Source organism: Amycolatopsis sp. lyj-346 (genome assembly GCF_046548975.1).
Taxonomy (GTDB): Bacteria; Actinomycetota; Actinomycetes; order Mycobacteriales; family Pseudonocardiaceae; genus Amycolatopsis.
Map to the genome: position 1 here is coordinate 371,867 of NZ_JAJPWT010000008.1, position 13,781 is coordinate 385,647.

Here is a 13,781-nt window from a genome sequence, read left to right on the forward strand (position 1 = left end):
TTTCAGACGCTCGGCGCGAAGAAGAACGTCTCGCGCTCGAGGAACCGGGCTTCGTCGGACAGCTCGAAGAAGTCGGCGAAGCGCACGGAGACCTCGCGGCCGTCCTTGAGCACTCCGGCGAAGCTCGCGCGGACCACCACGGTGTGCCCGGCGACGACGAGCCGCCCGATGTCGTGCCTGCCGTGGGCGATGATGCGTTGCGAGCGGTAGAAGTCCCGCAGCTCGGCGTGCCCGGTCAGCGCCGCGTAGCCGGGGCGCTGGTACGAGGCGTTTTCGTGGAACAGCGCGAGCAGCCCGTCGATGTCCCCGGAGTCGACGAGCGCGTAGTAGCGGCGGACGGCGCGGCAGGCCTCTTCGGGGCTGATCGTCATGGTTGGTCCCCGTTCAGGTGGCGACGCAGGATTTCTCCCACGAATCCGGCGTTCTGGGGTTGCAGGAGGCGGTGGTGCACGAGGTCGAGCTCGTAGGTGACCAGTTCGCCGCCGATGTGCCGCCGCCAGGGCAGCCAGGCCGGGGTCGCTCCGGTGGTCCCGACGAACACGACGTCACCGGGATAGGTGCCGGGGCGGTGCTCCCGGACGAGCCGGGCGTTGTTGCGGGACACCTCGACGACCCGGCGGACGTCTTCCTCGGTGAAGCGCGCGAAGATGCTGCCCTCTTGACGCAGCGTCGCCGACACCGCGGGGAAGGTGAGCTCGCCGGGGGAGAACTCGCCGTCGTCGCGGCCCACGGCGGTCAGCAGGACCCGCAGGACCCGTTCGTCGTCGATGGACTCGCCGAGGTCCTCGTCCGGACGGGCCTGGGGGTCGAGCAGGAACAGCCGCCCGGTTTCCTCGCCGAGCTCGACGGCCATGGCGTGGGCCACGACCCCGCCGAACGACCACCCGAGCAGGTGGTACGGCCCCGTCGGGTGCACCGAACGGATCTCCGCGAGGTAGCGCTCGACCATCTCGGGGACGCTGCCGGGCAGGTCGCGCACCCCGTCGGGCCCCTCGCCCTGCAGGCCGTACACCGGGTGTGCGCGGTCGATGTGGCCGAGCAGCCCCGCGTAGAGCCAGCTGATGCCGCTGAGCGGGTGAACGCAGAACACCGGCGCCGCGTCGCCGTCGGCGCGGAACGGGACGAGGTGCCCGGCCGAGGGGGCGTCCTCGCCGCCGAGCAGCCGGCTCAGCGCGGCCGGCGTGCCCGCCCGGAACACGTCGCGGATCTTCGGCTCCAGCCCGAGCACCGAGCGGACGCGGTCGACGAGCCGCGCGGCCAGCAGGGAGTGGCCGCCGAGTTCGAAGAAGTTGTCCGTCGCGCCGACCTTCGGGATGCCCAGCACCTCGGCGAACGTCGTGCACAGCAGCTGTTCCCGCAGGTTCTCCGGGACCGTGACGCCGGTCGTCGCCTCCCACGCCGGTTCGGGGAGCCGGTCCCGGAGCAGCTTTCCGTTGGCGTTCAGCGGAAGGTGGTCCACCGTGAGCAGCTTGGCCGGGACCATGTAGGCGGGCAGCGACCCGGCGACGTGCTCGGCGACCGCGTCGAGGTCGGTCGTACCGACGACGTAGCCGACCATCCGGTGGTCGTCGGCGCTGTGCTCGCGCACGGCGACCGCGGCCGCCGTCACCTGCGGGTGGGCGGCCAGGGTCGCTTCGACCTCCCCGAGTTCGATGCGGTGCCCGCGGAGCTTGACCTGTTCGTCCGCGCGGCCGTGGAACCGCAGGACGCCCTGCGGTGTCCAGGAGGCCAGGTCGCCGGTGTGGTACATCCGCGTCCCCGGCTCGCCGAAGGGGTCCGCCACGAAGCGCTCGGCGGTGAGCGGGAGCTGGTGCAGGTACCCCGTCGCCACCCCGGCGCCGGCGATGTACAGCTGCCCGGTCACCCCGGGGGGTACCGGACGCAGCCTGCCGTCCAGCACGTAGCAGCGGGTGTTCCCCAGCGGACGGCCCAGCGGGACGGCGGCGTCCTGCGGCCCGCCGACCCGGTGGGTGGCGGACCACACGGTGGTTTCGGTCGGTCCGTAGCAGGCCAGCAGCGAGCAACCCAGCTCGACCAGTGTGGTGGCCAGCGGGCCGGGGACGAGCTCTCCGCCGATCACCGCGCGCATGCCGCGCAGCACGCCGGGACGACGGGCGGCCAGTGCGTGCCACAGGGACGGCGTCGCCTGCATCACCGTGACCCGGTGGCGTTCGACGCGGTCGAGCAGGACCGCGGGATCGCGCTGGGCCTCCGGGTCGAGCAGGACCATCGCGGCGCCGGTGATCAGCGGCAGGTAGAGCTCGGGGACCGACATGTCGAACCCGGCGGGCGCGGACGCCAGCACCCGGTCCCGCTCGTCGACCCGCAGCTGTTCGCGCAGGGCGAGCAGCAGGTTGACGACCGCGCCTTCCGGGACCACGACGCCCTTCGGCCGTCCCGTCGAGCCGGAGGTGTAGATCGTGTAGGCGCTCCCGGGGGGCAGGACGGCCGGTGGCCCGGCCGGACGGGTCATCGCCAGCCCGCCGGACTCGTGGTGCCGCACCAGCAGGATCGGCCGCGCGTCGGCGAGGATCGTGCGGATCCGGCCGTCGGGCAGATCCGGTTCGCAGGGCAGGTAGGCCGCTCCGAGCGAGAGGACCGCCAGCATCGCCGCGGGCAGGTCCGGCTCGCGGCGCAGCTGCAGCGCGACCAGGCCACCGGGTCCGACGCCGTGGGAGCGCAGTTCGACGGCGAGCTGCTCCGCACGGCCGGCGAGCTGCCGGTAGGTCAGCTCGCGGTCGCCGTCGATGATCGCGGTGGCGTCCGGGGTCCGGGCGACCTGCTCGGCGAACAACGCGGTCACGGTGGTGGCGGGAACGTCGCGGGCGGTGTCGTTCCACGCGGTGAGCAGGCGCGAACGTTCCCCGGGGAGGAGGATCTCGAGGTCGCCGAGCGCCGTTTCCGGCGCCGCTGTCACCGCCCGCAGCAACCGGTCGAACCTGCTGATCAGCAGGCGTGCCGACGCCGGGGTGAACAGATCGCTGTCGTACTCCAGGACCCCGGTCAGCCCGGGGAGACCGCCCAGTGGATCCGCCCGCTGCTGCAGGCTCCACAGCAGGTCCAGCCGGGACGACCGGCCGTGCACCGGAAGGTGCTCGGCGGTGATCTCCGGCAGGTCGAACCGGGCGGGCGGGGTGTCCTGGAAGGCCAGCATCACCTGGAACAGGGGGTGGTGGCCCAGCGATCGGGCCGGGTTGAGCAGTTCCACCAGCCGGTCGAACGGCAGGTCCTGGTGGGCGAACGCGGTGAGGTCCACCGTGCGGACCGTGCGCAGGAGTTCGCTGAACGGAGTGTCGCCGGACAGCTCGGTCCGCAGCACGACGGTGTTGACGAAACAGCCGATCGCGTCGTGCAGCGCGTCGTCGTGGCGTCCGGCCACCGGGGTGCCGATCGGGATGTCGCTGCCCGCGCCGAGGCGGAACAGCAGGGTGGCCAGCGCGGCGTGGAGCACCATGAACACGCTGACGTCGTGGGCTTTGGCCAGCGCGGACAAGCCGGCGTGCAGCTCGGCGCCGAAGTCGAGTTCGATGGTTTCGCCGCGGTGGCCGGTCACGGGTGGGCGCGGGCGGTCGGCCGGCAGCGGCAAGGTCTCGGGAAGGCCGTGGAGGACCTGCTCCCAGTGCGCGGCCTGGGCGGTCAGATCGAGTTCTTCCTGCCAGAGGGTGAAGTCGGCGTACTGCACGGGTTCGCCGTCCCAGTGCGGCGCGTGCCCGGCCACCCGCGCCCGGTAGGCGACGGACAGATCCCGGGTCAGCGGCGCGAACGACCAGCCGTCGGCCGCGATGTGGTGCACCAGCAGCAACAGCACGTGCTGCTCCGGGCCGACCGGGTAGAGCCGCACCCGGACCGGCAGTTCCCCGCCGAGGTCGAAGTGGTGTCCACCGTCGACGGCGAGCAGGTCCGGCACCGCGGTTTCGGTCGCGGGGCGGACTGCGAAGTCGACCTCGTCCGCGGGGGCGACGTGCTGGAACGGTTCCCCGTCGACGTCGAGCACGCGGGTGCGGAGGCTTTCGTGCCGGGTCAGCACGTCGTGCACGGCCTCGCGCAGGGCTTCCACCGACAGCGGACCGGTCAGCCGGACGGCGAAGGGCATGTTGTAGATCGAGTTCGGTTCGGTGAACCGGGTGAAGAACCACAGCCGTCGTTGCGCCGCGGACAGCGGCACCCGGTCCGGCCGCTTCCCCACCGGCAGCGGCGGGCGGGCCGGCGCCTCCCGCCGGGTGAGCCGGAGCGCGAGGGCCGCGGGGGTCGGGGCGTCGAACAGGGTGCGGATGCCGAGTTCGATCCCGGCGCGGGCGCGGATCCGGTTGATCAGCTGGGTGGCCAGGAGCGAATGGCCGCCGAGGTCGAAGAAACCGTCGTCGGCCCCGACTCCGGCCACGCCCAGCGTCTCGGCGAACACCTCGCACAGGAAACGTTCGTCGTCGGTGGCCGGCGGCCGGGAGGCCGGGCCGGCGGGACCGGGTGCGGGGAGCGCCCGGCGGTCGAGCTTCCCGTTCGGGGTCAGCGGGATCGCCGCCACCGGCACCACGAACGCGGGGACCAGATGCCCGGGCAGGACGGCCGCGGCGTGCTGCCGGATCTCGGCGGGGTCGACCGGCCCGGTCGTGACCACGTAGGCGAGCAGGCGGTCGGCGCCGGCCTCGGGGAGCACCACCGCGCGGGTGACCGCGGGGTGGCGCTCGAGGACGTGTTCGACCTCGCCGGGCTCGATCCGGAACCCCCGGACCTTGACCTGCTGGTCGGTGCGCCCCAGGTACTCCAGCGTGCCGTCGGGCAGCCGGCGGGCCAGGTCGCCCGACCGGTAGAGGCGGTCCCCGGGGGCCCCGAACGGGTCGGCGACGAACCGCGACGCGGTCAGCCCCGGGCGGCCGAGGTAGCCGCGGGTGACTCCGGCCCCGGCGACGTACACCTCGCCGGGGCAGCTGGGCGGCACCGGGCGGAGCGCGTGGTCGAGCAGGTGGAGGCGCAGGTCGGGCAGCGCGTGGCCGATGACGCTGCGGGTCTCTGCCGGATCGGTCAGCGCGTGGAAGGTCGAGTGGACGGTGGTCTCGGTGATGCCGTACATGTTCACCAGCAGCGGGCGGCCTTCGCCGTGCCAGGACCGGAGCCGCGCGGGATCGAGCGACTCGCCCGCGAGCACGACGGCCCGCAGCGCCAGCGGCACGGGGCGCCCGGCCTCGGCCGCGATGAGCTGGTAGAAGGCGGACGGCGTCTGGCTGAGCACGGTGACGCGCTCGCGGGAGAGCAGGTCGAGGAACTCCCGGGGCGAGCGGGTGACGGCGTGGGGCACCACGACGATCCGGCCGCCCCGGCCCAGCGCGGCCCACAGCTCCCAGACCGAGACGTCGAACGCGAGGGAGTGGAACAACGTGTGCACGTCGTCCGGTCCGGTCCCGAGCAGGTCGTCGGTCGCGGCCAGCAGCCGGACGACGTTGCGGTGGGACACGACCACGCCCTTGGGGGTCCCGGTCGAGCCCGAGGTGTGGATCACGTACGCGGTGTGGTCCGGGTCCGCCGCGGGCCCGGGATCGGTGACCGGCCGAGCGCCCAGGTCCGTGGCATCGAGGAGCAGGCGTTCGTACTCGGTGGGCAGCGCGGCCCCGGCGGCACCGGTGGTCACGACGAGCACCGGCCGCACGTCGTCGAGCACCTGCCGCAGGCGTCCGGCCGGGTAGCCGGGGTCGAGCGGCACGTACCCCGCACCGGCCTTCAGCACCGCCAGCACGGCGACCACCTGGTCCGCGGAACGGGGCAGCACCAGCGCGACCAGCCGCTCCGGTCCGGCGCCCCGGTCCTTGAGCAGCCAGGCCAGGCGGTTGGCGCGCTCGTCGAGCTCGCGGTAGGTGAGCCGCAGGTCGCCGTCGGACAACGCCGGCGCGTCGGGACGGCTCGCGACGTGGCCGCGGAACAACGCGGGCAGCGTCGTGGTGGGCAGGACGGGAAGGGGCCCGCCGGGGAGCTTTTCGTCCGGGAGCAGCAGCTCGAGTTCGCTCAGGCGCGCACCGGGTGCCGCGCCGAGGCGTTCGAGCACCGCCGCGAACCGGGCGAGCAGGCGGTCCGCCGCGGCGGCGTCGAAGAGGTCCTCGTTGTGGTCCAGCCGCAACCGCAGCCGGTCGCCGGGCATGACCACCAACGCCAGCGGGTAGTGACTGCCGTCGAGCCCCTGGACGTCGGTGATCTCCAGGCCGGGCACCCGGAGGGCCGCCGGGTCCGGCGGGTAGTTCTCGAACACGACGACGGTGTCGAACAGTTCGCCGTGCCCGGCGAGGGCCTGGAGCCGGGTGAGGTCGGCGTGCTGGTGGCCGAGCATCGCCACCTGCTGCTCCCGCAGCGTCGCGAGGACTTCGGTGACCGTCCGGCGGGGGTCGAGCCGGACGCGGACGGGCAAGGTGTTGATCAGCAGGCCGACGATGGCCTCCGCGCCGGGCAGCTCGGCCGGCCTGCCGGACACCGTGGCGCCGAAGACGACGTCGTCGCGGCCGGTGAGCGCGCCGAGCACCGTCGCCCAGGCCAGCTGGACCAGAACGCTGACCGTCACCCCGGTTTCCCCGGCGGCGCGCCGGATCCCGGCCGTCACTTCCGGATCGACGTCGGCGAAGGCCCGGCCCTTGGCGGCGCCGGACCCGGGGCGGCCCCGGCCCGCCACCAGCGTTGGTTCGTCCACATCGGACAACAGGGACCGCCAGGCCGCCACGTCGGCCTCGGTGTCCCGGGCGGACAGCCAGGTCAGGAAGTCGCGGTACGGCGTCGGGGCCGGGAGTGGTTCTCCCGCGTAGAGGGTGAACAGGTCCCTGATCAGGATGGGCATGGACCAGCCGTCGAGCAGGAGGTGGTGCGTGGTGACGACGAGCACGTGCCGCCGCTCGTCCTGCCTCAGCAACGCGGCCCGCAGCAGGGGCGGCGCGGTGAGGTCGAACCGGGTCCGCCGATCGGCGTCGAGGAAGTGCCGGACCTCCTGGGGGGAGGGGACTTCGTGGACGGCCCACGGGACGGTGAACTCCGCCGGGACGACCTGGACCGGCCGGCCCGACGAGCTGTGCTCGATCCCGGCCGAGAGCTGCGGATGCCGCCGCAGCAACGCGTGCAGCGCCCGGTGCAGGCCGCCGGGGTCGACGCTGCCCTCGAGGGTGAACACGAACTGCACGAGGTACGGGTCCGCGCCGTCGTGGTCGTAGAGCGAATGGAACAGCAAGCCCTGCGCCAGCGGGGGCAGGGGAAGCGCTTCCCCGCCGCGGTGCCGGGCGCGCGCCACGAGCGCGCGGAGCACGTCGAACCACCGTTGCGCGAGCTGCGTGACGCGATCCTCGGCCAGCAGCCCGCCCGCCCACGACCAGGCGGCGACGAGCCGGGCGCCCCCGGGCTGGTCGGCGATGACGGTGTTGAGTTCGAGGACGTGGGCCAGGTCCAGCTCCGGCGGCATCGACGAGCCCAGGACCGAGGTACCGGGCAGGGGAGCCCAGTCCTCGTCCCCGCCGACGTCGAAGCGGCCGAGGTAGTTGAACGCCAGCTGCGGCTGGGCGCCGCGCGCGAGGGGCACGGCCGTCTGCGGGTTCAGGTACCGCAGCAGGCCGTGGCCGAGTCCGTGGCCGGGCAGGGCCTCCAGGGCGGCGCGGACCCGCTGGACCGCCTCGTCGAGCAGGCCGTGGTCGGCCTGGGCCGCCTCCCAGGAGCAGCCGGGGTCGAGCACCGCGGGGAACAGCGTGGTGAACCAGCCGACGGTCCGGGTCAGGTCGAGCCCGCCGGCGAATTCCTCCCGGCCGTGCCCTTCCAGATCCAGCAGCACCGCCGGGCCGGTGCCGGGCCGCCAGTCGGCGACGGCCAGCGCGAACGCGGTCAGCAGCAGGTCGTTGACCGAACACCCGAAGGCGGTGGGGGCCTGGTCGACGAGCGGTCCGGTGAGGTCCTCGGGCAGGGACAGCACCTGCGTCCGGCGGGTGTGCTCGGTGTCGGTGCCCGCCGACAGCGGCCGGTCCGTCAGCGGGACGTCCCCGGCCGCCACGACGTCGGCCCAGTGCCGGTACTGGGCCGTGACCGAGGGGTGGTGCGCGTGGGCGTTGAGCCGGCGGGACCAGCGGGCGAACGACGTCCCCACCGGCTGCAGCGCGGGTGGCCCGCCCGCGAGGACCGCTCGTCCGGCGTCCCGCAGGTCGTCGAGCAGGATCCGCCACGAGACCCCGTCGACGACCAGGTGGTGCACGGCGAGGACGAGCGTGCCGGGACGGCCGGCGCCCGCGTCGAACCACACGGCGTGCACCAGCCGCCCGGCGGACGGGTCCAGGGTGGCCTGGACCCGTGCGGTGTGCTCGTCGAGCTCGCGGTCGCTGCCGACCTTCGTGAGAACGGCTTCCGCGCGCGGCAGCACTTCCGCCGTCCACAGGCCATCGGTGGTGGACAGGGAGAGCCGGAGTGCGTCGTGGTGGTCCAGCAGCGCTTGCAGGACCTCGCGCAGCCGGGACTCGGTCAGCCCGGCGGGGACGCGCACCCGCACCGACTGGGCGAACCCGGCCACCGCGCCGCCCTGCCCGCGCAGCCAGTGCATGATCGGGGTGAGCTGCACCGTGGGATCGGTGTCGTTGTCATCGTTGTCGGCCGGCACCGGGAGCCGCGGGGCGGGCCGGACCTCGAGGGTGCGGGCGAGCGCGGTGACGGTGGGGTGGCGGAAGATGTCGGGGGTGCCGAGTTCGAGTCCCGCGCGGCGGGCCCGGCTCGCCAGCTGGATGGCCTTGATGCTGTCGCCGCCCAGCTGGAAGAAGTCCCGGTCGACCGGGACGTGGGCCAGGCCGAGTACCTCGCCGTACAACGCCGTGAGCGTCTTTTCGGCCTGGGTCAGGGATTTCGCCGGGGCTTCGGTGCGCTCGGCCCGGGGTGCGGGCAGCGCGGCGCGGTCGAGCTTGCCGTTGCGGGTGAGCGGCAGCGCGTCCAGCGTGACGATCGCGGCGGGCACCATGAACGGCGGGAGGCGTTCGGCGAGCCGCTGTCGCAGTGCTTCCGGGTCCCGGTCGGTGACCGCGTACGACACGATCCGCCGGGCGCCCGGCCGGTCCTCCCGCAGGACGGTGGCGACCTGGCGGACCCCCGGTTCGCCGCTCAGGACCGCGTCGATCTCCCCGAGCTCGATCCGGAAGCCGCGCAGCTTGACCTGGGAGTCCGCGCGGCCGGCGAAGTCCAGCGTGCCGTCCGCCCGCCAGCGGGCCAGATCCCCGGTGCGGTACATCCGCGAGCCGGGCGGACCCGACGGATCGGCGAGGAACCGCGACGCGGTCAGCCCGGGGCGGCCGTGGTAGCCGCGGGCGACCCCGGCACCCGCCACGTAGAGCTCGCCCACCACCCCCGGCGGCACCGGCCGCAGCAGGTCGTCGAGCAGCAGGATCCGCTTGCCGTCGAGCGGCCCGCCGATCGGGACGGTCGTGGCGGCCGGCTCCAGGGCGGTCATCGCGTGGCGGGTGGCGAACACCGTCGTCTCCGTCGGCCCGTAGCCGTTGACGACCGTGGGCCCGCCCGGCACGGCCAGCAGCCGCCGGACGGCTTCGGGTGGGACGACGTCGCCACCGGTCCACACTTCGCGGACGCCGGTGAAGCAGGCGGGGTTCTCCTCGACGAGCGCGGTGAACAGGCCCGCGGTCAGCCACAACCCGGTGATCCCCGCGTCCGCGACGATCCGTTCGAGCACGTCCGGGTCCAGCCGGCCGGGGGGCGCGACCACGACCTCGCCGCCGGTGAGCAGCGGAACCCACAGTTCGAGCGTGAGCGCGTCGAAGGCGTGGGGCGAGTGCAGCAGGACGCGGGCGGCGGACCCGCCGGTCCACCAGCGGTCGGCGGCCAGTGCGGCCACGTCGGCGTGGGTGACCGCGGTGCCCTTGGGGGTGCCGGTCGAGCCGGAGGTGAACATGACGCAGGCGAGCTGACCGGGGAACACGGTGGCCCGCGGCGGGGTCGCCTGGCCGAGTTCGCCGAGTTCGAGGACCGTCCCGCCGTGGTCGCGGAACCGGGAGACGAGCTCGTCTCCGGCGGTCTCGGCGTCGGTGACGAGCACGCCGATGCCCGCGTCGGCGACGACCCCGGCGAGGCGTTCCGTGCTGTCGCCGCGGTGGAGGGGCACGTAGGCGGCCCCGGCCTTGACCGTGCCCACCACGGCGGCCACCAGGTTCACGGAGCGTTCGAGGAGCAGCCCGACCGTGGCCGGGCTGCCCGCCGAGGCGAGCAGCGCGGCGACGGCGTCGGCGCGGGCGTCCAGCTGCCGGTAGGTGAGCCGTTCGCCGGTCGCGGCCGAGCGCACGGCGAAGGCGCCGGGAGCGGACCGGACCCGATCGGCGAACACGGCGACGGCGGTGGCGCCGGAGGCCGCGGCCGGCGCGCCGGTGCCCGCGGCGAGGACGTGTGCGCGTTCGGCGGGCGTGCACGGCTCGATCCGGGCGAGCGCGGTGTCCGGCGGGTTGTCGACGAGCTGGTGGAGGACGTGGAGGAACCGGTCGCGGGCGTTCGCCAGCAGTGCGCGGTCGTGGTTGGCGGGGTTGGCGTCGAAGTCGAAGCGCAGGCCGCCGTCACCGCGGTCGTAGGCGACGAGGGACAGGTCCTCCGACGGCGGGGCCTGGACGTTGTGGACCGTCGCGGTGCAGTTGCCGAAGCGCAGGCCGTAGGCGAACCGCTGGATGTTGAGGACCGGGCCGAAGAACTTCCGGCCGTCGTCGGGATAACCCAGGTCCCGGCGAAGCTGCTCCCCGCGGTAGCGCTGGCGTTGCTGCACCTGCTTGATCCGCGCGGTCACCTGCGCGGCCAGGCCGGCGATCGTGGCCGACGGGGGCACGGAGATCCGCAGGGGCAGGACGTTCGCCGACATCGAGGGGACCGTCTTGCTCAGGTCGCTCAGCCGGCCGGTGACGGGCAGGCTCAGCACGACGTCCCGGCTTCCGGTCATGGTGTGCAGGAACACCGCCGTGGCCGCCACGATCAGGCGCGACCAGCGCTGGCCCGCCTGGTCCGCGGCGGCCCGGAGCCGGGTGAACTCCGGCTCGGTCAGGGTGGTGGTCAGCCGCAGCGACGAGGTGGTGGCGGGAGCCGGGTGCGGAGCGAGGCTCAGGAAGTCGGGCCGTCCGGCCAGGTCCGCCTGCCAGGCCTGGGCATCGGCGGCGAAGTCGGGTGAGTTCCGGTAGGCGGCCTCTTCGGCCGAGAGCGCGCGCAGGCTGCCCCAGCCGCTGCCGGGCACGGGTTTGCCTTCGGACAACCGCTCGTAGACCTCGGCGATCCGCTGGGACACCAGCGTCATCCCGGCGCCGTCGAGCATGATGTGGTGCGTCCAGAGGAAAAGCAGGTGCCGAGCCGGTGCCAGACGGAGGATTTCGCCGCCGAACAACGGATCCGCGCCCAGATCCAGCGACCGGTCGAGAGCGGCCCGCATCCGGCTGAGCGCGGCGTGTTCGGGATCGGTTGCGCCGCCGAGGTCGACCACCGGAAAATCCCAGTCCGAACGGGGTGACGCGCGTTGCCGGGGCCGTCCGTCGGCATCCGGGATAAAACTGACATTAATTGCTTCGCACTCGTGGCACACGTGCCGGAGGGCCGCTGACAAGGAGCCGACGTCGAGGTCCCCGGCGAGGTCGGTGTACTCCCCCCAGAGGTAGGTGGACGTGGTGGCCGCGTTCGCGTGTTCGGCCAGCCAGATGCCGCGCTGGGCTTCGGTGATCGGCAGTTCCACCTTTCCAGGTTTGCCACAGCGGCAAAGTAAAGTGTCGGTAAAATGAAGTACGTCACATTGACTTGATGTGCAGCGTCTTTTTCGGGCGGTAATCAGGCTTCCGATGCAGCGGCCAGCAGGGTTGTTTCGCATCGTCGGCTGGAACCCACGGTAACCAATTCACCGGGGCGTTATCGCAGTTCCCGTACTCCGATCGGGTACCGCGAGAGCCGAGGCGAGGAGGGCGACGGCGCGATCGTCGTCTTCGGCCAGTTTTTGCAGCACGCCCTGTGCGAGCGCGGGCGGCATCTCGGCGAGGGCCTGGGTGAGGCGTATCCGCGTGGCGGGGTCCGCGGTCGGTTCGGCGAGTTCGTCGATCAGTTCGCTCATGATCCGGTCGGCGCACCCGGCGTCACGGGCCAGGGTGCCGAGGACCTCGGCCGCCTCGACGTCGGTGGTGCCCTCGGCCACCATGCGGACGAGCGTCGGCGCGGCCGCGATCCGGCCCCGCGAACCCAAGGCCAGCGCGGCACGGCCCCGAACGGCCGGGTCCGGGTCGCCGAGTGCCTCGGCCAGTGCCGCGGTCGCCTCGTCACCGGGCAGCTCGGCGATCGCGAGGACCGCGCGCCGCCGGACGTCGACGTCCTCCGAACGCACGCCGGACGCCAGGATCGCCAGCCCGTCACCGCCCGCCCTCGCGAGGGCCCACCGCAGGGCCCCGGCGACGTTCGGATCGGCTTCGGCGAGAACCGCCCCGGCCAGGAGCTCGGCGGGCACCGGCACGTCCTCGGCCGGGGCCAGGACGGCCTGCTGCCGCCGCGCGGCGTGGGGCGAGTTGAGCCCGTGCAGGAGCTCGACGATGCGCAGGACCCCCTCCCAGCCGGAGGGCGCCGAGGCATCGACGGCACGGAGCCGGTCGAGCAGCTCCTGTTCCCGGTCCAGGCGCTCTTGGGTCCGCTGGATGAGGTCGCCGACCAGCTCGGACGGCGTGAAGGCGGGATCCGCCAGCGCGCGTCCGATCTGGCGCAGCGACAAGCCGAGGGACCGCAGGCTCTCCACGTGAAAGATCCGGCGGATGTCCTCGTCGGAGTATTCGCGGTAACCGCCGACGGTGCGGCCCGTCGGCCGCACCAGCCCGAGGGAGTCGTAGTGCCGGAGCATCCGGCTGCTCACCCCCGAGCGGCGCGCGACCTCACCGATCAGCATCGAGTTCCCCCGCGCGGTCCGGGCCGAGCGCGACGATCCGTTTCGCCTCGTCGACGGCCGGGTCGAACTCGGCGTCCGGGTCCAGCAGGAGCCGCTCCGTGGCGCGGGCGTGCTCGCGCACCTCCGGGTCGGCACTCGCCAGGCCGGTCCGCAGCGCGGGCCCGGCCTCGTCTCCGAGCGCGACGAGCGCCCTGCTGAGACTCAGCCGCACCGTCCGGTCGCCGCGGCCGAGTTGTGCGGCCAGGTCGACGGCCAGCCGTTGCCGCTCGCCGTCGGGAACGAGGACGACGGCGGCACGCCACGCACTCCGCGCGACTTCGTCGTCGGCGTCGTGCAGCAGCGACCGGGTGATCGCGGGCCACGCGGCGCCGTCCCCGATCTTGGACAGCGTGTGCAAGGCCTGGCTCCGGGCTTGGGCGACCTCGGAGCCGAGCTCCACCAGCAGGGCCGGCACCGTGCTCTCCGGCGGTAAGCGGGTCAACGCCCAGGTCAGCATGTCCCGCACGAAGAAGTCCGGCTCGATCGCGCACCGCGCCACGAGAACGCCGACGAGCCGGGCGTCCGGGTACGTCCCGGCCGCCAGGGCCGCCTGGAGCCGCGTCGACGGGTTCTCGGAGCTCAACGCGCCGGGCAGGCGCGCGTCCGGTGCGGTCCTCTGTGTCGTGTCGATGGGAATCACCTCCTGCCCACCAGTGAAGACCTTGTCACGCTGTCAAGGTCAACTGTGCCTTTCCGGTAGCGGCCGGGTGGTGTCCCGTATTCCCGGGTGAAGGTCAGGTACGTCAAGGGCGGTTGGCCCACGGTCACGCCGAACCGGCGGGCCCGGCCGGTGGCGCCGCACCGGGTGGTTCGGCTGTGCGGGTGGATCGTGGCGGCCTCTGGTGCGGGTGGGGCGGTCGGC

At 73.6% G+C, this 13,781-nt stretch carries 4 protein-coding genes; all 4 read right to left on the reverse strand.

The genetic code is table 11. The features are described from left to right. Nucleotides 1–2: 2 nt before the first annotated feature. Complete coding sequence (locus ACLJQE_RS24765; RefSeq protein ID WP_410641723.1) at nt 3–371, reverse strand: nuclear transport factor 2 family protein; 369 nt, start codon at nt 369–371, stop codon at nt 3–5. Continuing rightward, a complete protein-coding gene (locus ACLJQE_RS24770) occupies nt 368–11,695 on the reverse strand; it encodes an amino acid adenylation domain-containing protein (RefSeq protein WP_410641724.1) in 11,328 nt (3,775 codons plus the stop codon). Before ACLJQE_RS24770 ends, ACLJQE_RS24765 begins: the two co-directional genes overlap by 4 nt. A 159-nt stretch (nt 11,696–11,854) precedes the next feature. Next, nucleotides 11,855–12,880 carry a MerR family transcriptional regulator gene (locus ACLJQE_RS24775; protein ID WP_410641725.1) on the reverse strand — a complete coding sequence of 342 codons (1,026 nt, stop codon included), beginning with the start codon at nt 12,878–12,880 and terminating at the stop codon, nt 11,855–11,857. Then, entirely contained in the window at nt 12,867–13,559 is a 693-nt protein-coding gene (locus tag ACLJQE_RS24780; RefSeq protein ID WP_410641726.1) for a HEAT repeat domain-containing protein, read from the reverse strand. Before ACLJQE_RS24780 ends, ACLJQE_RS24775 begins: the two co-directional genes overlap by 14 nt. Between the last annotated feature and the right edge of the window lie 222 nt (nt 13,560–13,781).